Annotated in this window: 19 protein-coding genes and 1 tRNA gene; 15 read left to right on the plus strand and 5 right to left on the minus strand. The window is 67.1% G+C overall.

Annotated features, from left to right (window positions below):
* Positions 1-61: 61 nt before the first annotated feature.
* The 10 genes from fabD to R1L06_RS07480 all read left to right on the plus strand — a co-directional run bounded on the left by fabD (position 62) and on the right by R1L06_RS07480 (position 8,562).
* The gene (gene fabD / locus R1L06_RS07435; protein WP_032127764.1) at positions 62-1,006 is read left to right on the plus strand and encodes an ACP S-malonyltransferase; all 945 of its coding nucleotides are present in this window, start codon (positions 62-64) and stop codon (positions 1,004-1,006) included.
* Positions 1,007-1,088: 82 nt separating this feature from the next.
* The gene (fabG, locus tag R1L06_RS07440; RefSeq protein ID WP_004146899.1) at positions 1,089-1,832 is read left to right on the plus strand and encodes a 3-oxoacyl-ACP reductase FabG; all 744 of its coding nucleotides are present in this window, start codon (positions 1,089-1,091) and stop codon (positions 1,830-1,832) included.
* Positions 1,833-1,984: 152 nt separating this feature from the next.
* Positions 1,985-2,224: an acyl carrier protein gene (gene acpP / locus R1L06_RS07445; protein WP_005415509.1), complete on the plus strand. Its 240-nt coding sequence runs from the start codon at positions 1,985-1,987 to the stop codon at positions 2,222-2,224.
* Between the two features lie 143 nt (positions 2,225-2,367).
* Positions 2,368-3,630, plus strand: a complete 1,263-nt coding sequence (fabF, locus tag R1L06_RS07450) for a beta-ketoacyl-ACP synthase II (protein WP_049463472.1) — start codon at positions 2,368-2,370, stop codon at positions 3,628-3,630.
* A 122-nt stretch (positions 3,631-3,752) separates the two neighbouring features.
* A complete protein-coding gene (locus R1L06_RS07455) occupies positions 3,753-5,117 on the plus strand; it encodes an aminodeoxychorismate synthase component I (RefSeq protein WP_317217334.1) in 1,365 nt (454 codons plus the stop codon).
* Between the two features lie 211 nt (positions 5,118-5,328).
* Positions 5,329-6,390 (plus strand): endolytic transglycosylase MltG, encoded by a 1,062-nt coding sequence (gene mltG, locus R1L06_RS07460; RefSeq protein WP_317217318.1) that lies wholly within the window; start codon positions 5,329-5,331, stop codon positions 6,388-6,390.
* Positions 6,387-7,052 carry a dTMP kinase gene (gene tmk / locus R1L06_RS07465; RefSeq protein ID WP_049400648.1) on the plus strand — a complete coding sequence of 222 codons (666 nt, stop codon included), beginning with the start codon at positions 6,387-6,389 and terminating at the stop codon, positions 7,050-7,052. The genes mltG and tmk overlap by 4 nt, the downstream gene beginning before the upstream one ends.
* Positions 7,049-8,005: a DNA polymerase III subunit delta' gene (locus tag R1L06_RS07470; RefSeq protein ID WP_164079917.1), complete on the plus strand. Its 957-nt coding sequence runs from the start codon at positions 7,049-7,051 to the stop codon at positions 8,003-8,005. The genes tmk and R1L06_RS07470 overlap by 4 nt, the downstream gene beginning before the upstream one ends.
* Positions 8,002-8,355, plus strand: a complete 354-nt coding sequence (locus tag R1L06_RS07475; protein ID WP_005412452.1) for a PilZ domain-containing protein — start codon at positions 8,002-8,004, stop codon at positions 8,353-8,355. Before R1L06_RS07470 ends, R1L06_RS07475 begins: the two co-directional genes overlap by 4 nt.
* Before the next feature lie 132 nt (positions 8,356-8,487).
* A tRNA-Val gene (locus tag R1L06_RS07480) sits at positions 8,488-8,562 on the plus strand.
* 84 nt (positions 8,563-8,646) lie between these two features.
* Here R1L06_RS07480 and R1L06_RS07485 read toward each other — a convergent pair.
* The gene (locus R1L06_RS07485; protein WP_164079933.1) at positions 8,647-9,210 is read right to left on the minus strand and encodes a hypothetical protein; all 564 of its coding nucleotides are present in this window, start codon (positions 9,208-9,210) and stop codon (positions 8,647-8,649) included.
* 288 nt (positions 9,211-9,498) lie between these two features.
* Between R1L06_RS07485 and R1L06_RS07490 the strand changes: the two genes are divergently transcribed.
* The 4 genes from R1L06_RS07490 (at position 9,499) to R1L06_RS07505 (ending at position 14,274) form a co-directional block, all read left to right on the plus strand.
* Positions 9,499-9,879, plus strand: a complete 381-nt coding sequence (locus R1L06_RS07490; protein WP_049400651.1) for a tautomerase family protein — start codon at positions 9,499-9,501, stop codon at positions 9,877-9,879.
* Between the two features lie 216 nt (positions 9,880-10,095).
* On the plus strand, positions 10,096-10,488 hold the full coding sequence (locus tag R1L06_RS07495) for a DUF2946 family protein (protein WP_317217335.1): 393 nt from the start codon (positions 10,096-10,098) through the stop codon (positions 10,486-10,488).
* A 130-nt stretch (positions 10,489-10,618) separates the two neighbouring features.
* The gene (locus tag R1L06_RS07500; protein ID WP_317217319.1) at positions 10,619-12,757 is read left to right on the plus strand and encodes a TonB-dependent receptor; all 2,139 of its coding nucleotides are present in this window, start codon (positions 10,619-10,621) and stop codon (positions 12,755-12,757) included.
* An 11-nt stretch (positions 12,758-12,768) separates the two neighbouring features.
* Positions 12,769-14,274 (plus strand): PepSY domain-containing protein, encoded by a 1,506-nt coding sequence (locus R1L06_RS07505; protein WP_317217320.1) that lies wholly within the window; start codon positions 12,769-12,771, stop codon positions 14,272-14,274.
* Between the two features lie 9 nt (positions 14,275-14,283).
* Here the strand turns inward: R1L06_RS07505 and R1L06_RS07510 are convergent, their stop codons facing one another.
* Both R1L06_RS07510 and R1L06_RS07515 read right to left on the minus strand, forming a co-directional pair.
* Positions 14,284-15,417 (minus strand): MFS transporter, encoded by a 1,134-nt coding sequence (locus R1L06_RS07510; protein ID WP_317217321.1) that lies wholly within the window; start codon positions 15,415-15,417, stop codon positions 14,284-14,286.
* Positions 15,418-15,428: 11 nt separating this feature from the next.
* On the minus strand, positions 15,429-16,205 hold the full coding sequence (locus R1L06_RS07515; RefSeq protein ID WP_317217322.1) for a DeoR/GlpR family DNA-binding transcription regulator: 777 nt from the start codon (positions 16,203-16,205) through the stop codon (positions 15,429-15,431).
* A gap of 158 nt (positions 16,206-16,363) precedes the next feature.
* On the opposite strand from R1L06_RS07515, the gene smqnr reads away from it, so the two are divergent.
* Positions 16,364-17,011 carry a SmQnr family pentapeptide repeat protein gene (smqnr, locus tag R1L06_RS07520; RefSeq protein WP_317217323.1) on the plus strand — a complete coding sequence of 216 codons (648 nt, stop codon included), beginning with the start codon at positions 16,364-16,366 and terminating at the stop codon, positions 17,009-17,011.
* 3 nt (positions 17,012-17,014) lie between these two features.
* Here smqnr and R1L06_RS07525 read toward each other — a convergent pair whose 3' ends face one another.
* Both R1L06_RS07525 and R1L06_RS07530 read right to left on the minus strand, forming a co-directional pair.
* The gene (locus tag R1L06_RS07525) at positions 17,015-17,689 is read right to left on the minus strand and encodes a class I SAM-dependent methyltransferase (RefSeq protein WP_317217324.1); all 675 of its coding nucleotides are present in this window, start codon (positions 17,687-17,689) and stop codon (positions 17,015-17,017) included.
* Positions 17,690-17,787: 98 nt separating this feature from the next.
* On the minus strand, positions 17,788-19,167 hold the full coding sequence (locus tag R1L06_RS07530; RefSeq protein ID WP_317217325.1) for an aminotransferase-like domain-containing protein: 1,380 nt from the start codon (positions 19,165-19,167) through the stop codon (positions 17,788-17,790).
* Positions 19,168-19,210 lie beyond the last annotated feature (43 nt).

A 19,210-nucleotide genomic window follows, 5' to 3' on the forward strand; every position in this document is an offset into this window, starting at 1 on the left:
GACGACACGGCATGTTCCCCCTTATCATGGCCCGCTTCGATTGCAACAAGCGGATGACCGCGTGACCGTATCCACCCTCGCTTTTGTCTTCCCCGGCCAGGGCTCGCAGTCTGTGGGCATGGTGGCCGAGCTGGCTGAACTGCACCCGCAGGTGCGTGAAGCCTTCACCGAGGCATCCGATGGTGCCGGCGTCGACCTGTGGGCGCTGTCCCAGGGCGGCCCGGAGGAAATGCTCAACCGCACCGAATACACCCAGCCGGCCCTGCTGGCCGCAAGCATCGGCGTGTGGCGCGCCTGGAACGCCGTGGGCGGTCCGCGCCCGTCGGTGCTGGCCGGTCACAGCCTGGGCGAGTACACCGCCCTGGTTGCCGCTGGCGCGCTGAGCCTGCATGACGGTGCGCACCTGGTGCGCCTGCGCGGCCAGCTGATGCAGGAAGCCGCACCGGCCGGCGTCGGTGCCATGGCCGCCGTGCTCGGCGCCGAAGACCAGCTGGTGCTGGACGTCTGCGCCGAAGCCGCAGGCAGCCAGGTGGTGGTGCCGGCCAACTTCAATTCGCCGGGCCAGATCGTGATCGGTGGCGACGCCGACGCGGTCGACCGTGCGCTGGCGCTGCTGGCCGAGAAGGGCGTGCGCAAGGCGGTCAAGCTGGCCGTGAGCGTGCCCTCGCACACCCCGTTGATGCGCGAAGCGGCCAACCGCCTGGCCGAAGTGATGGCCGGCCTGGCCTGGCAGGCGCCGCAGCTGCCGGTGGTGCAGAACGTCGACGCCAAGGTGCATGACGGCATTGACGCGATCCGTACCGCGCTGGTCCAGCAGCTGTACCAGCCGGTGCAGTGGACCGGGTGCGTGCAGGCGCTGGCTGGCCGTGGCGTCACCCGGATCGCCGAGTGCGGCCCGGGCAAGGTGCTGACCGGTCTGGTCAAGCGTATCGACAAGGCCATCGACGGCCGTTCGTTGGCCACGCCAGGCGACTTCGAAGCCGCCCGCGAGGCATGGTCGGCCTGATCCCCCTTGTTCCTGCCGACCGTACCGGTGGCCGCTGCAAGCGGTACGGGTACGGCGGCCGTCCCAGCCTGAGGAAAACATCATGAGCAAGCCCCTGCAGGGTGAAATCGCACTGGTCACCGGCGCCAGCCGTGGCATTGGTGCCGCCATCGCCGATCTGCTGGCCGCCCAGGGCGCCACCGTCATCGGCACCGCCACCACTGAATCCGGCGCCGCCGCGATCGGTGAGCGCCTGGCCGCCCACGGTGGCCACGGCCGCGCGCTGAACGTCACCGACGCAGCTGCGCTGGACAGTGTGCTCGATGGCATCGCCAAGGAATTCGGCCCGATCTCGATCCTGGTCAACAATGCCGGCATCACCCGCGACAACCTGCTGATGCGCATGAAGGACGAGGACTGGGCGTCGATCATCGACACCAACCTGACCAGCGTGTTCCGCACCAGCAAGGCGGTGATGCGCGGCATGATGAAGGCGCGCAAGGGCCGCATCATCAACATCGCATCGGTGGTGGGCGTGACCGGCAATGCCGGCCAGGCCAACTACGCTGCCGCCAAGGCCGGCATCATCGGCTTCAGCAAGTCGCTGGCCAAGGAAATCGGTTCGCGCGGTGTCACCGTCAATGTTGTCGCACCCGGCTTCATCGACACCGACATGACCAAGGCGTTGCCGGAAGAAGCGCGTACCGCGCTGATCAACGACATCGCCCTCGAACGCCTGGGTTCGCCGGAAGACATCGCTCATGCGGTGGCCTTCCTGGCCGGCCCGGCTGCCGGTTACATCACCGGCGAAACCCTCCATGTGAACGGCGGCATGTACATGCCGTAAGCAAGGGGCGCAGGGATTGCGCCGCAAGTGGTTGATCTGCTGAGGTTTTTGCTGCGATGCAAGGCCGCGCCGGTTTCCACTACACTATCCCACGGCCATCGCCTTTGATGGCGACCACTTTTGAACCACAACTCCATCTGGAGCGAGATCCCATGAGCACCATCGAAGAACGCGTCAAGAAAATCGTCGTCGAACAGCTTGGCGTCAAGGAAGAAGAAGTCACCAACAGCGCATCGTTCGTCGATGACCTGGGCGCTGACTCGCTGGACACCGTCGAGCTGGTGATGGCCCTGGAAGAAGAATTCGAGTGCGAGATCCCGGACGAAGAAGCCGAGAAGATCAGCACCGTGCAGGCCGCCATCGACTACATCAAGGCCCACGTCAAGGCCTGATGTCAGACGGCAGTGCGCGCGCGGGCTCACGCTCGCCGCGCACCGCACCCCATGGGGCCGCTGTTGCGGCCCCGTGTGTTTGAGCATCACACCGAAGCAAACCGAGTTGCCCGTTGAAATCATCCGGGCCAGGAGAATCAGCAATGAAGCGTCGCGTCGTCGTAACCGGCCTGGGTATCGTCTCGCCGTTGGGCAATGATCTGGCCAGCAGCTGGGAAGGCATCACCCAGGGTCGTTCGGGCATCGGTCCGCTGACCAACGTTTCTGATGCCTATCTGGATCGGTTCACCACCAAGATTGCAGGTGAGGTCAAGGGATTCGACATCACCGCCGACAATGAACTGTTCGGCAAGTTCCGGGTCAGCGGCAAGGATGCCAAGAAGATGGACCCGTTCATCCATTACGGCCTCGGTGCCTCGTTCATGGCCCTGCACGACTCGGGCCTTGAGATCACCGACGCCAATGCCGAGCGCATCGGCGCCATCGTCGGCGCCGGCATCGGCGGCCTGCTCGGCATCGAAGAGCAGACCATCGAGTTCCATGAGGGCAAGAAGATCTCGCCCTTCTACGTGCCCAAGACCATCATCAACATGCTGCCGGGCCAGCTGAGCATCATCACCGGCCTGAAGGGCCCGTCGTTCTCGGCGGTGTCGGCGTGCGCGACCTCGAACCATTCGATCGGCACCGCCATGCGCATGATCCAGTACGGCGATGCCGACGTGATGGTGGTCGGTGGTGCCGAGCGTGGCTCGTCGCCGACCGCACTGGGCGGCTTCTGCGCGATGAAGGCCATGAGCACCCGCAACGACGCCCCGGAACAGGCCTCGCGCCCGTGGGACAAAGACCGTGACGGCTTCGTGCTGGGCGACGGCGCCGGCATCCTGATCCTGGAAGAGTATGAGCACGCCAAGGCACGTGGCGCGAAGATCTACTGCGAACTGGCCGGCTTCGGCGCCAGCTCCGACGCGTACCACATGACCGCACCGAGCGAGAACGGCGAAGGCGCCGCCCGCTGCATGGTCATGGCCATGAAGGATGCCGGCGTGACCCCGGAACAGGTGGGCTACCTCAACGCGCACGGCACCTCCACGCCGCTGGGCGACCTGGGCGAGACCATGGCGATGAAGACCGCCTTCGGCGACCACGCCTACAAGATGATGGTCAGCTCCACCAAGTCGATGACCGGCCACCTGCTCGGCGCTGCCGGTGGCGTGGAAGCGATCTTCTCGGTGATGGCGCTGCAGGACAACGTCATCCCGCCGACCATCAACCTGCAGCAGCCGGGCGAAGGCTGCGACCTGGACTACGTGCCCAATGAAGCACGCCAGGCCAAGGTCGACGTGGTGATGTCCAATGGCTTCGGCTTCGGCGGCACCAACGGCACGCTGATCTTCAAGCGCGTCTGACCGACGTTGTAGAGTCGAGCCATGCTCGACTTTGCATTGGTAGAGTCGAGCTTGCTCGACTCTACATACGAAGAAGCCGCCGCAAGGCGGCTTCCGTGCATCTGAACCCCGAACTGGCCGCCATGACCCACGCACCGCTGATCCACCCGCTGCCGCACCTGATCGATCTGCTGGCCCTGCAGCAGCACGACCCGTCGCGCTTCCCGCTGCTGATGGAATCCACCGCCTCGGGCACTGCCCAGGGCCGCTGGAGCCTGCTGCTGGCCGCGCAGGGCGATAGCCTGCGGCTGGATGCCGATGGCCAGGTGCGCGACCAGCACGACGCGGTGCAGGCCGGCAGCTTCCTGCAGGTGCTGGACCGTGCCTGGCAGCGCGAACGCCTGCCGCACGACGGCAGCCACAGCCTGCCGTTCCGCGGCGGCTGGGCGTTGATGCTGGACTACGAAGTGGCCAGCCAGATCGAACCGGTGCTGCCGGCGCGTGCGCGCGAGGACGGCCGCCCGACCGCGCTGGCGCTGCGCTGCCCGGCCGCGGTGCTGCACGACCACCACCACGAGGCCAGCTTCGTCATCGCCGAAGCCGGCGAGCAGGCGTTGCTGGATGCGCTGGTGGCACTGGCCTCGGCCACGCTGCCCGAAGCCGGGCAGGGCTGGCAGCCACCGCAGTCGGTCGGCGAGGACGCGCCGCAGCGCTTCACCGACGGCGTGCGCCGGGTGATCGAATACCTGCGTGCCGGCGATGTGTTCCAGGTGAACCTGTCGCGGCGCTGGAGCGCGCAGTTTGCCGCACCGGTCAGCCCGCAGGCGCTGTACGCGCAGCTGCGCCGTGCCAACCCGGCACCGTTCGCCGGCCTGTTCAGCGCGCACGGCCGCCATGTGGTCAGTTCCTCGCCGGAGCGGCTGGTGTCGGTGCATGCCGGCCACGCGCAGACCCGTCCGATTGCCGGCACGCGTCCGCGCTTCGAGGGGGACGATGATGCTGCGCGCATCCAGGAGCTGGTCGGTCACCCGAAGGAGCGTGCCGAGCACGTGATGCTGATCGACCTGGAACGCAACGACCTGGGCCGTATCTGCCTGCCCGGTACCGTGGTGGTCGATGAGCTGATGACCGTGGAGAGCTACGCGCACGTGCATCACATCGTCAGCAACGTCAGCGGCCATCTGCGCCCGGAGGTCACCCCCGGCGAGGTGATCGCCGCCACCTTCCCCGGCGGCACCATCACCGGCTGCCCGAAGGTGCGCTGCATGCAGATCATCAGCGAGCTGGAGCAGGTGCCGCGTGGTGCCTACACCGGCGCGTTCGGCTGGCTGAACCGCGATGGCGACCTGGACCTGAACATCCTGATCCGCACCGCCGAAGTGGATGGCCACGAGGTGAGCTTCCGCACCGGCGCCGGCATCGTGGTCGACTCGGACCCGGACAAGGAACTGGACGAGACCCGCGCCAAGGCCCGCGGCCTGCTGCGCGCGCTCGGCCAGCAGGGGTAGGCGTATTCCGGTAGTGCCGGCCGCTGGCCGGCAACCTCATGCACCCATGATCCGCGCGATTGCCGGCCAGAGGCCGGCACTACCGGTACCGGTGGGTGCCATTGTTCGGGTGGGTGCCGACCGTCGGTCGGCACAGGCGCATGCCCCCGGTCATGACCCCAATCCACCGGCACGGTATCCTGCACGACGGAATCGAGTTCAGAGGTAGTCCATGGCGGGAGCCAAGCGCGGGTGTCTGTTCGTGGTAACGCTGGTGGTGGTGCTGGCCGCCGTCGTGGCCGGCGCGGGCGCGTGGTTCTTCTACCAGCAGACCCGGTTCGCCGACGCTCCGATCACCCCGTCCGCCGAAAGCGTGGTCATCGCCAGTGGCGACGGCATGAACACGGTGCTGCGCAAGCTGCGCGACGCCGGCGTGGACGAGGGCCAGGACGCGCAGTGGCAGCTGCTGGCGCGCCAGCTCGATGCGGCCGGCAAACTGAAGGTGGGTGAGTACGCGCTCAGCAACGACCTGACCCCGCGTGATCTGCTGCTGCGCATGCGCGCCGGCAAGGTGCTGCAGCACCGCGTCACGATCATTGAAGGCTGGAACATCCGCCAGTTGCGTGCCGCGCTCAAGCGCGCCGAGCCGCTGCTGCACACCACCGACAACCTCGATGACGCCGCGTTGATGCAGCGCCTCGGCTTCGGTGGCCAGCATCCGGAAGGCCGCTTCCTGCCGGAGACCTACGTCTACCAGCGTGGCGACAGCGATCTTGATGTGCTCAAGCGTGCTCACGCTGCAATGCAGGACGCACTGGATGAAGCCTGGGAAAGCCGTGCGCCGGACCTGCCGATCAACACGCCCTACGAACTGCTGACGATGGCCTCGATCATCGAGAAGGAAACCGCGCTGGCCAGCGAGCGTCCGCAGATCGCCGGCGTGTTCATGCGCCGCCTGAAGATCGGCATGCGCCTGCAGACCGACCCGACCGTGATCTACGGCATCGGTGCTGCGTATGACGGCAACATCCGCCGCCGCGACCTGACCACCGATACGCCCTACAACACCTATACCCGCGCCGGCCTGACCCCGACCCCGATCGCCATGCCCAGCCGCGATGCGCTGATGGCAGCCGCGCAACCCGCAGCGGGCGACGCGCTGTACTTCGTCGCCGTGGGCGATGGCAGTGGCGCGCACGTGTTCTCGCCCAGCCTGGACCAGCACAACGCCGCAGTGGCCCGCTACCTGCAGCAGCTGCGCCAGCAACGTACCAAGGAGACCCCGGCGCAATGAGTCCCGCGCTGCTTCGCCACCCGCGTTTCGTCAGCCTGGAAGGCGGCGAGGGCGCAGGCAAGACCACCGCCATCAATGCCATCCGTGACTGCCTGCGCAGCCACGGCCACGAGGTGGTGCTGACCCGCGAGCCGGGCGGTACGCCGCTGGCCGAGCGCATCCGTGGCCTGGTGCTGAAACCCGATGCCGAGATCGCCGCCGAGCCGCTCAGCGCCGAAGCCGAGCTGCTGCTGGTGTTCGCTGCACGCGCGCAGCATGTGCGCCAGGTGATCCAGCCGGCACTGCAGCGCGGCGCCTATGTGCTGAGCGATCGCTTCACCGATTCCAGCTACGCCTACCAGGGCGGTGGCCGTGGCCTCGACCCGCAGTGGATTGCCGATCTGGAACGACGCGCGGTGGGCCTGCTGCCGGGCCTGACCCTGCTGCTGGACGTGGACGTGGCAGTAGGCCGCGCACGCGCCAACGGGCGCGATCTGTGGCCGGACCGCATCGAAAGCGAACAGGATGATTTCTTCCAGCGCGTGCGCGAAGTGTTCCGCAGCCGCGCGCAGCAGGACCCGCAGCGCTTCGCGCTGATCGACGCCGGCCAGGTGCAGGCGCGTGTAGCGGCCGATGTGGTCGCGCAGGTCGAGCGCTGGCTGCAGGACGGGGAGGGCGCATGAGCACATTCTCGCCGTGGCAGCAGCGCGCGTTCGACCAGACCGTGGCAGCGCTCGATGCCGACCGCCTTGGTCATGGCCTGCTGATCTGCGGCCCGGCCGGGCTGGGCAAACGCGAGGTGGCACTGGCGCTGGCCGACCACGTGCTGGCGCGCGGCGATGCCGCGCATGCCATGCGCACGCGCCAGCTGATCGCCGCCGGCACCCATCCTGACCTGCAGCTGGTCAGCTTCATTCCGAACAAGAGCGGCGACAAGCTGCGCACCGAGATCGTCATCGAGCAGGTGCGCGAGATCACCGACAAGCTGGCGCTGACCCCGCAGTACGGCGTGGCGCAGGTGGTGATCGTCGACCCAGCCGATGCGATCAACCGCTCGGCGGCCAACGCGCTGCTGAAGACGCTGGAAGAGCCGCAGCCCGGCCGCTACCTGTGGCTGATCAGCAGCGACCCGGCGCGCCTGCCGCAGACCATCCGCAGCCGTTGCCAGCGTCTGGAATTCAAGTTGCCGCCGCAGCACGAAGCGCTGGCCTGGCTGCAGCAGCAGGGCCACAGCGAAGCATCGGCGCGCGAAGCGCTGGACGCGGCGCGCGGCCACCCCGGCCAGGCCGACAACTGGCTGCGCGAAGATGGCCTGAGCCTGCGCCGCGAAGTGGGCCGCGAACTGGAACAGCTGGCCGCCGGCAAGACCGGCGCGGTGGAGCTGGCGCAGAAGTGGTGCGGTGATGACAACGCGGCGCTGCGACTGCGCTTTGCGGCCGACCTGGCGCTGGCCCAGGCCAGCACCGATGCCTTGACCACGCCGGAGCGATTGCACAAGCTTGCAGCCTGGTTCGATGCGGCCAACCGCACCCGCGACCTGCTGCGCACCACGGTGCGTGCAGACCTTGCCGTGGTCGAGTTGCTGCTGGCCTGGAACAAGGTGAACGAGCGGCCTGCCGCAAGGGGAAATCGATGAGTGCCAGCAACGCCCGCCAGGGCATCCTGTCCCTGGCTGTGAAGGACAAAGCCGCGCTGTACAGCGCGTACATGCCGTTCGTGAAGAATGGCGGCATCTTCGTGCCCACGCCCAAGCGCTACTTCCTGGGCGACGAGGTGTTCCTGCTGCTGACCCTGCCTGATTCCAGCGAGCGCCTGCCGGTGGCCGGCAAGGTGATCTGGGTGACCCCGGCCGGCGCGCAGGGCAACCGCACCGCTGGCATCGGCGTGCAGCTGGCCGACGGTGCCGAAGGCGAGGGCGTGCGCCACAAGATCGAGACCCTGCTGGCCGGCCTGACCGGCTCGGACAAGCCGACGCACACGATGTAAGGCTGCGCCGGGCTGTTCTGTAGAGTCGAGCCATGCTCGACTGCCGCCCTCGAAAACACCCGTGAACACGAATGTGAAAAACTGTTGACGGCCTCTGAAAAGCCCCTATAATGAGCGGCTCAGCAACACACCGGGCGGTTAGCTCAGCGGTAGAGCATTGCCTTCACACGGCAAGGGTCACAGGTTCGATCCCTGTACCGCCCACCATGTTGCAGAACAAAAGAAGCCTCCAGCAATGGGGGCTTTTTTGTTGCCTGTGATTCCGTAGTGCCCGCCGAAGCGATCACCGTTTCAGCCGAGGTCCTCCAGCAGCTCGCGCGCGATCATCGCGGTTGCATCCAGCAGGTCGTGACCGCTGCCGGCCCGCACCACCACCGCCAGCAGGCTACGGCCCACATCGGCATTGCCGCCGCTCAGTTCCATCTCGCCTTCAAAGCACAGATCGGCCAACCATTCTTGGGCCTGCTGCAGTCCGCGCTTGCGGACGCGGCGGAACTCCGCGAGCAGCTTCGCCTGGCCGGCCTCCTGCTCACCATCGGCAAGCAGGCCGATGGCACCGCCGTGCGCCGCGCGCCAGATGGCCGGTAGTGGGCGACCGTTCGCGTCCACCACGTCCGCCGAGAACTGCGCGCAGTACATTTCGTAGCGCTTGCCCGCTGTGCTGCAGGGCACGATGCCGGCCTCGGCCAGCAGGCGTTCGGCTTCATCCAGTTTGCTGAACTTCAAGCGCAGCAGTGCAGGACGGCTCAGGTGTTGTGCCAGCGCCTGCTGGTTGGCGGTGAACCAGACGTTCCAGCCCACGCTTGCGCGGCCTTCCAGTGCGGCCTTGAAGTACTCCAGGTGTTCGGCGTCCATTGCGGCCTCCTGCGCTCCCTGCTCGATTGTAGCGGGCGCATATCCGGGCCGGTCAGGCGTCGTCGCCGGAGAGGCAATGATGTGCCTCGCGTACCAGCTGTCGCGCGGCCACGATCAGCCCGTCGGTGTGGAAGGCGCCCAACTGTTCGTCCGGGTCGCCTTCGTTACGCACGTGGGCGGGCCCGTGCCACGAATGGAAGCAGAGGGTTCCATCCCTGCGCTGTCCCGCCGCCCCGGGCAGGCGTAGTCTCAGCCCGTCGCCGTGCCCATCCACTCTGGAGTGCCACCATGCCGCTCGCCCGCATTGATCTTCGCAAAGGTAAATCCGCCGACTACCTGCAACGCGTCGGCGAAACCATCTACCAGGCCATGCGCGCGGTGGGCGTGCCGGAGAACGATCGCTTCCAGATTTTCCAGCAACATGAGCCGGGCACGTTGATCTATGACCCCGGCTACCTGGGCGTGGACCGCACCGACGATTTCATCTGCATCCAGATCACCTGGAACGAAGGGCGCACGCTGGAGCAGAAGAAGGCGCTGTACGCCGGCATCGCCGAGGGCCTGCACGCAGCGGTGGGTATCCGCCGAGAGGATGTGTTCATCAACCTGGTGGAAGTGAAGCGGGAAAACTGGTCGTTCGGGAACGGGCAGGCGCAGTACGTGAGTTGATGCGCGAAGCGCATCCACGCATGGCGTGGATCCACAGCGTGGTGGGCGTGCGCAGGGAGGGCGTGCCCATCGCTGTGGCCGGCAGCACAGCCCTGCGTCACCGTGTCGCAGGGGGCAAACCCTGAACATGGTCCAAGGTTGGTCAGGGCCCCGTAGAATGGCGGCGTGCGCCGTTCTGCTCTCCACCGCCGGTTCCAGGCCCTGGCATGGCTTGCCATGCTGCTGGTGCTGCTCGCCCCGCTGGTGAGCCGCTGGCTGGCGCACGGTCACGTGGCTGCTGCAGTGCCGGCGGCGGCGATGGATCACGCGATGCACGCAGAGCATGCGCAGCACGCGATGGAAGGCCATCACGACCACCACGCGATGGCGATGCCGCACGGCGAGGCCGCAAAGAAGCCACCTGCCGATCCACACGCCGATCATGAGATGGGCGTGGACTGCGATTACTGCCTGATCGCTGCACGGCTGATCACTCTACTGGTGGCAGTGCTGCTGTTGGCGCCGATGGCACCGGTGTGCCGCGCGCTGCGCGGTGCGGTGCGGGCGTTGCCGCAACGGATCAGCGGCACATTGGGAGCGCGTGGGCCGCCGGCACTGATGGCTGCCTGAGCCGCACGCGCGTTGCATTGAACATTTTTCCATGAGGTTGCCGGCCACGGCCGGTGCCCGCACGCGCGTGTTTGTCCCTTTCTGATTGCTGCCCTGCCATTGCGGGGTGGCCTTGCATGCCGTGAAAAAAATGAAAACGAACCCCAACTCCGCGCACCTGCGCCGGGCGACGCTGCCTGTCCTGTGCGCGTTGCTCCTGCACACCGCCCCCGTACTTGCCGCCGATGCGGCACCACCGACCACGCTGGACACCGTGCGGGTGGTCGATACCCGCAGCGGTGAGCTGTCGTCCACCGCCAACGCCGGTTCCGCGCTGGGCCTGAGCGTGCTGCAGACACCGGCCAGCCTGACGGTGATTTCGCGCGAACAACTGGAGCAGCGTAGCGACAGCAACCTCAACGATGCGATCAGCCGGGCAGGTGCGATCAGTGCGATGCCGCACCCGGGCAACGGCCTGAGTGCGCTGTCCAGCCGCGGCTTCACCGATGGCGCTTCGGTGATGCGCCTGTACGACGGGCTGCGCCAGTACGGTGGCGTGGGTATCACCTTCCCGTTCGATACCTGGTCGATCGAGCGCATCGAAGTGCTGCGCGGCCCGGCCTCGGTCATCCATGGCGACGGTGCGATCGGCGGCGTGATCAACATCGTGCCGAAGAAGCCCACGCGTGGTGCGATCGAGAACGAGATCAGCGTAACCGTGGGCAGCGAGGACACCGCGCGCCTGGGCTTCGGCAGCGGTGGCGCGCTGACGCCCGAGCTGGCCTACCGGCTGGACGTGAGTGGCAACTACAGCGGTGGTTGGGTCGATCGTGGGCGCAACAGTGACGCGACATTCTCCGGCGCGTTGCTGTGGCAGCCGCGCGCGGACCTGCAGTTGACCCTCACCCATGCGCAGGGCTACCAGCAACCGATGCGCTACTTCGGCACGCCGCTGGTCGAGGGCCGCCAGCTGGAGGCGCTGCGCCACCGCAACTACAACGTGGATGACAGCGAGATCCGCTACCGTGACCGCTGGACCCAGCTCGATGCGCTGTGGACGCCGACCGCGAACGTGGAATGGCGCACGCGCCTCTACCAGATCGACAGCCAACGCGATTGGCGCAATGCCGAGGCCTATGTTTACAACCGCGCCACCGGCTTGATCGATCGATCGGGCAACACCGAGATCACCCACACCCAGGACCAGACCGGACTGACCTCGACGCTGCGTGTGCAGGGAACGGCGGGTGGCCTGCAGAACAGCTTCGCGGTGGGCCTGGACGCCAACCGCGCGCACTTCAAGCACACCAACAACACCTATGCCGGCAGCTCGGGCCCGGTCGATCCGTTCGATCCGGTGCCGGGCCAGTTCACCAGCGACGCGCCGAACCTGCCGCGCTACCGCAATCGTGCCGAGCAGTACGCGCTGTTCGTGGAGGGCCGGCTGGCGCTGAGCGAGCGCTGGTCGGTGCTGGGTGGCCTGCGCCACGACCGCGCGCGCATTGATCGCACCGATCTGATCAGCGGCCAGAATGCGTTCTCGAAGACCTACAGCAGCACCGGCTGGCGTGCAGGCACGGTATTCGCGCTGCAGCCGACGCTGAGCCTGTATGCGCAGTACTCGCAGGCGGCGGACCCGGTCAGTGGCCTGCTGATGATCAGCCCGGCAAACGGTGCCTTCGACCTGGCCAAGGGGCGGCAGATCGAGTTGGGCCTGAAGCAGGCCTTCGATGGCGGCGAGTGGACGCTGGCGGCGTATCGCATCCGCAAGACCGGGCTGCTCAGCCGCGATCCGCTGGTGCCGGACCGCCGCGTGCAAGTGGGCGCGCAGACCTCGCGTGGTATCGAGGCGTCGTTGAACTGGAACGTCGCGCCGCACTGGACGTTGGATGCCAACGCCACGGTGCTGAAGGCCGAGTTCGAGGACTTCCTGGAAACCACCGGGTTGCCGCCGATGCTGGTGTCGCGCGATGGCAACGTGCCGCCGAACGTGGCCGAACGCCTGGCCAATGTGTGGCTGAGCTGGCAGTTCGCGCCGGACTGGAGCGCGGCGGGTGGCGTTCGCTATGTCGGCAAGCGCTACGCCGACAATGCCAACACGCTGGAGTTGCCCAGCTACAGCACCACCGATCTGGCGCTGACCTGGCAGGCAGCACCGCGCACGCGATTGTCAGCGCGCCTGTTCAATGTATTCGACAAGGCGTACTACGCCACCGCGTACTACACCAGCACGCAGTGGCTGCTGGGCGCGGATCGTCGCGTCGAGTTCACCGTCGACCATCGCTTCTGAGGACGCGCACCATGTCGCTGCGATCCACTGCCAAGCGCTGGACCTACCTGGTGCACCGTTGGCTCGGCATCGGCGGATGCCTGCTGATGCTGTTGTGGTTCGTCAGCGGCATGGTGATGTTGTTCATCGGCTACCCGAAGCTGACGCCCGGTGAACGTCTGGCGGCGTTGCCGGTGCTGGGTGAGACCCGCGACCTGCAGGGGCTGTCGATACTGCCTGCGGCTGTGCAGGCCGAGCCGGAGGCTGTGGCGTTGACCACGCTGCGTGGCGAGCCGGCATATGTGGTGCGAAGTGGCAGCAGCGTGGGCGCCTGGTCTGCCGTGACCGGCCAGGCGCTGCTGCCGGTGTCGGCGCAGCGTGCCGAAGCGTCCGCTGCACAGTTCGCCGGCGGCCAGGCCTTCGTGGGTGCGATGCGCGTGGACGAGGACCGCTGGACGCATTCGCGTGCACTGGATGTGCATCGGCCGCTGTATCGGGTGGAGGTGGGCGGTGCGCAGCCGGGCGACCTGTATGTGTCCTCGCGTACCGGTGAAGTGGTGCTGGACGCCCCGCATGTGCAGCAGCGCTGGAACTATGTGGGCGCGTGGCTGCACTGGCTGTACTTCCTGCGCATGCAGTCGGTGGATCCGGTGTGGACGTGGGTGGTGATCGTGCTGTCCGCACTGTGCACGTTGGCGGCGGTCAGCGGCATCGTGGTGGGTGTGTGGCGCTGGCGTTTCCGCGGGCGCTACCGCTCCGGTGCGAAGACGCCGTACGTCGAACCGTGGATGCGCTGGCACCATCTGATCGGACTGATGGCTGCGGCCTTCGTGTTCACCTGGATCTTCAGCGGGCTGATGTCGATGAATCCATTGGGGGTCTTCAGCAGCACGCGCGAGGCGATCGATGTTGAACGCTATCGTGGCAGCGCGGTAACGGTGGATGGCGCGTTGGGTGAGCCGGCGAAGCTTCTGGCGGTGGCCGGTGCTGAGCGCTTCCAACCAGTCGAGATCCAGTGGCGCCGCATCGGAGGCGAGCTGTTCGCGGTGCTGCTGGATGGGAAAGGCGATACCCGCATCGTGTCCGGCAACGATGGGCATCTGCAGGTTGCGCGGTTGCTGCCGGCCGCGTGGCTGCAGCAGAAGGTGCGTGCGCTGTCCGCTGCGCCGATGCAGGGCTTCGTGGTGCAGCGTGCAGCGGACGCCTACTTCTATCCGCGTGCACCGGAAGCCATGAACGGGGCGGCGGTACGGCGCTTCCCAGTGGCGGTGGCGGATTTCGGCGATGCCGAGGCCACGCGGGTCTACCTCGACCTGGCCACCGGCGATCCGTTGCTGACAATGGGGCACCGTGAGCGCGTGGGGCGCTGGCTGTTCTACTTCCTGCACAGCTGGGACCTACCGGCGATGCTGCGCCAGGAAGGTGCCCGGCTGGCGGTGTTGCTGCTGCTGAGCGCTGCTGGCACCGCGCTGTGTGCCACGGCGACGGTGATCGGCTATCGGCGATTGCGGATGAAGCTGCGGCACAGGCGGCGCTGAGGCCCTGGGCTACATCCGCAGCCAACGTGTGGACACGGCCACCAGCAACAAGGCGGTGGCCACGCCGATGAACGCAGCGATCAGGCCGAAGTGGTTGGCAGCAAAACCGATCAGTGCTGGGCCAGCAAGGATGCCGGCAAAGCCCAGCGTGGAAACGGCGGTGATTGCCAGTGCGCCGGGCATGCGGGTCTGGTGGCCGGCCAGCGAGAACAGTGCCGGTGCGATGTTGGCGCAACCGAGGCCGACCAGCACATAGCCCGCCAGCGACGCCTGCCACGGCGTGACCACGGTCAACACCAGCACTCCCGCGGCGGCGAGCAGCGCGCCGAACACGATCGCGCGCTCACGGCCTACGCGCTCCACCAGTGCGTCGCCGAACAAGCGCGCCACGGTCATGGTCAGGGTGAAGGTTACATAGCCGATACCGGCGAGGCTGGCATCGACGCGACGCACATCGCTGAGGAAGACCGCGCTCCAGTCCAGCATCGCGCCTTCACCGAGGAAGGCGACGAACGCCAGCACGCCGATGAACAGCACGATGCCGTGCGGCAGGGCCAACATCGGTGTGTCGTGCGGCATGCGTTCGCTGTGCCAGTACGCCGCCGACAGCAGCATCACCAGCAGCATGGCGCCAACGCCGATCAGCACCGATGCCAGTGGCGGCAGCTGTGCGGACAACAGCACGGTCATGGTGGCCGCGCCGAGGAAGCCGCCGATGCTGAAGAAGGCATGGAAGCCGGACATCATCACCCGCCGTGCTTCGCGCTCGACGATGACGGCCTGCACGTTCATCGTGCAGTCCATTGCGCCCACGGCGGCGCCGAACACGAACAGCACCAGCCCCAGTGACCAGGCCGAACCGGCCAGCGCCAGGCCGGGCACGGTCAGGCAGATCAGCAGGCTGCTGGCCACCATCACCCGCCGGCAACCGAGGCGTGCGGCCAGTACACCGGACAGCGGCATGGCCAGCAGCGAACCGGCACCGAGGCAGAGCAGCACCAGGCCCAGCGTAGCGTCGTTGATCTCGGTGCGTGCTTTGGCGAATGGCACCAGGGTGGCCCACAACGCAGTGGCGAAGCCGGGAATGAAGAACGCAGCGCGGGTCGCGTGCTGTTCGGCACGCGCGCGGTTGGCAAGGGACATGGGCGGTACGGTCAGGGCGGAGTGGGGTGTACCGCGATGCCGGCTGCGCGGAAGCGCGCGGCCAGCGCCGGCGGAGCCGAGGTGGTCAGCACCAGATCGTCGATTTCATCGAGGCTGGCGATCTGCCAGTTGCCGCGGGCACCGAGCTTTTCAGTGGTGGCGGCGACGATGACGCGGCTGCTGCAGGCCACCATCGCGCGTTTCAGCGTGGCTTCTTCCGAATCCATTGCCCACACGCCGGTGTCGCCGTCCACCGCGCAGGGGCCGGGCAGGTATACGTCGGCGCGCAGGCGCTGCACCTGCGCCAACGCTTCAGCGCCGACCGCGCCGCCGCCGCTGGCGAGGCGGCCGCCGATCAGCTGCACCGAAGTGCCTTCGAGCATGCTGGCAGCGGTGGCGATCTGCGGCGCGTTGGTGATCACCGTCAGACCGAGGGCGGCCGGCAGCTGCTGGGCGATGGCCAGGTTGGTCGAGCCGGCATCGAGCAGTACGACCTGGCCGGGCTGCAGCAGCGCGCAGACGCGGGCGGCCAGTTCGGCCTTGTCGCCACGGTCGCGGGTCAGTCGCTCGCGTAGCGGGCGTTCCTTTGGCGGCGGCAGCACGGCGCCCCCGTAGACACGCTGGCACAGGCCTTGGGCGGCCAGCTCGCGCAGATCGCGCCGGATCGAATCCTCGGAAACCGCATAGCGGTGCGCCAGTTCAGCGGCCACCACACGGCCCTGTTGGCGCAGTTCGTCGAGGATCAGCTGGGTGCGCTGGGCGGGCAGGGGGCTGGGATCGGAGCTCATGCTGCAAGTCTGCATGTTCGTGCATCAACGTGCAACAACGTGCATTCGGCCGGGTGGACACAGAACGGCTGGACTGCCGGTGAACCTGCCCGCGTCCGGGTCTATGGATCACCTTCGTGGCCCGGCATCATGGCGGGGCACTTGGCATGGAATCCCCGATGTCCCCCACCGTTCACCGAAAGCTGCGCATCGGCGTGGACCAGTACACCGGCCAGAAAGTGGTCGACCAGCAGTTCCACGAATGCGACTTTTCCGGCGCTGACCTCACCGCCACCGAGTTCATCAACTGCAGCTTCTATGACGCTGAAAACCGCGCCGGTTGCCGTTTCAACGGCGCCACATTGAAGGAAGCCAGCTTTCGTAGTTGCGACATCAGCATGTGCAACTTCAGTTTCATCAAGGCGCTGGGCCTGGAGATCAGCGAGTGCCGTGCGCAGGGCGCGGACTTCAGCAACGCCAGCTTCATGAACCAGATCACCACGCGCAGCTGGTTCTGCAGCGCCTTCATCAAGAAATCGAACCTGCGCTACGCCAATTTCTCGCGGGTGACGCTGGAGAAGTGCGAACTGTGGGAGAACCGCTGGGACGGCGCCAACGTGAGCGGTGCCAGTTTCGCAGGATCGGATCTGTCCGGGGGCCAGTTCGAGGGTATCGACTGGAACAGCGCCAACTTCACCGACTGCAACCTGACCAACTCGGAGCTGGGCGAGCTGGACCTGCGCAGCACCAATCTGCGCGGCGCCACGCTGGATGTGCAGCAGGTGGCGCTGTTGATGCAGCGCATCGGCATTACCGTGGTGCCGTAGACATCATCCGGCGTACGCCACCCAGCCCTTGAAGCTGAAGCCGGCATAGAACAGCTCCACGTCGTTGAAGCCGGCCTCCTGCAGCAGCGCGACTTCCTGCTCGGGCGCCAGCAGCGGCAGCCGCTCCGCAATTGCTTCGATCGCGCGCTGCGCCTCGGCGTGGGCAACCCCCGAGGCTTCGGCGAACGCCGCGTAGCGCTGCAACCAGCGCAGCTTGCCGACCGGATCCTGCGGCACGCTGTGGTGGGCGACAACCAGAGGGGCACCCTGGCGCAGTCGCTTGTGTAGTTCACGCAACGTATGCAGGCGTTGCGTGGCGTCGAGGAAGTGCAGGGTCAGCAGGCAGCTGGCACCATCGAAGCGCACATCCGGGGCATCGTCGATGTAGCCTTCCAGCAGCTCAACGCGTGCGTTCAATGTGCCCAGTGTCTGCTCGGCCAGGGCCAGCATCGGCGCGGCCGGGTCCACGCCCAGCAACTGCCAGCCCGGTTGCGCCTCGGCGAAGGCCTTCAGTTCCAACCCGCCACCGGCACCCAGCACCAGCACGCGGCCCTGCGCAGGGACACGTTCGGCCAGCAGCAGGCGGCTCATCTGCTGCAACGCGAGGAAGCCGGGCACCTGGCGCAGCGGGGCTTGGGCATAGCGGGCCACCGCCTGCGGATCGGAGAACGTGGACATGCGCGGATTCCTGCGGCGGGGACATACCACTGTAGCGCGGCGCGCAAGCGCCTTTGCGGCTGGATACTGCCGCCTGCGCGGGCCGGTTCACAACCAGCTCAGCGCAGTTCCCGCGCCAGTACCTGCCAGATCCTCGGGTCCTGGCACTGCGAAACGTTGAAACGTACATAGTCGGCCGCGCGCTGCGACTGACTGAACGCGTTGCCCGGTGCCAGCACGATGCCCTTGCGCAGGCATTGCCGGGCCAGTGCGGCGGCATCGCGGCCATCGGGCAGCTGGCACCACAGGAAGAGCCCGGCTTCCGGCTGCAGCCACGGCGTGATGCCCAGCGCCTGCAGCTTCCGCAGCGTGTGCCGGCGCGCATCGGCCAGGCGCGAACGTACCGACTGCATGTGGCGGCGGTAGCCGCTGTCGGTCAGCGCGATGTGCATCAACTGCATCGCCAGGTGACCGCCGCCGAAGCTGGTGGCCAGCTTCAGGTCGGTCAGCGCCTCGATCCAGTCATGGCGCGCAGCGATGTAGCCACAGCGCGAAGCCGCCGACAGCGTCTTGGAGAAGCTGCCGACGTGGATCACCCGCGACAGTCCATCGAGCGCGGCCAGCCGCGGTGCAGGCTGCAGTTCGAAGTCGGCGAAGATGTCGTCCTCGACGATGATCAGTTCATTGCGTTCGGCCAGGCCCAGCAGGCGGTGCGCGGTGCTGGCGGAAAGCACCGCGCCGGTCGGGTTGTGCAGGCCTGAGTTGGTGATGTACAGCCGCGGCGTATGCGCCTGAACTGCCTGCGCGAACGCCTCCAGGTCCGGGCCGCTGTGCGTGTACGGCACGCCGATGGCCTGCACCTGGTGCGCCTTCAGCAACGCGTGGTAGTTGAAGTAACTGGGGTCATCCACCAGCACGCAGTCGCCGGGCTTGAGCAGGAAACGGCAGAGCAGATCGACCGCGTGCGTACCGGATTCGGTCAGCAGGATCTGCTCCATCGGTGCATCAATGCCCAGCGCCGCGCTACGCCGTTGCAGCAGCTGGCGCAATGCGGGCAGCCCGAGCGGGCCGGCGTAGTCGACCAGCTGTGATGCATCGGCACGTGCGAGCCGACGCAGGCCGCGGCGCACGCCATCGTGATACAGCCAATCACTGGGCATCCAGCCGCAGCCCGGCTTGAGGTGGCCCGCCGGCGTTTCCAGCGATTGCCGCGACACCCACAGCGGATCCACCGCGCGGTCCAGCCGCGGCTCCATTTCAGCCAGCGCCAGCGGTGCGGCCGGCCCACTGACGTAGAAGCCGGATCCTGCGCGCGCACTGATCAGGCCTTCGGCGGCCAGGCGCTCGTAGGCCTCGACCACGGTCGAGACCGACACCCCCATCGCCGCCGCCTGCGCACGTACCGAAGGCAGGCGCGAGCCGGGGCCATCCACCCGCGCACCGATGCGGGCGCGGACAGTCTGGATGACCGATTCAATGCGGGTGAGCGAACGTGGCATGGCGGAACCGTAGTGGAAGTGTGGGCAGTACAGTTACTTGCGA

Source organism: Stenotrophomonas mexicanensis (assembly GCF_032911605.1).
Taxonomy (GTDB): Bacteria; Pseudomonadota; Gammaproteobacteria; order Xanthomonadales; family Xanthomonadaceae; genus Stenotrophomonas; species Stenotrophomonas maltophilia_A.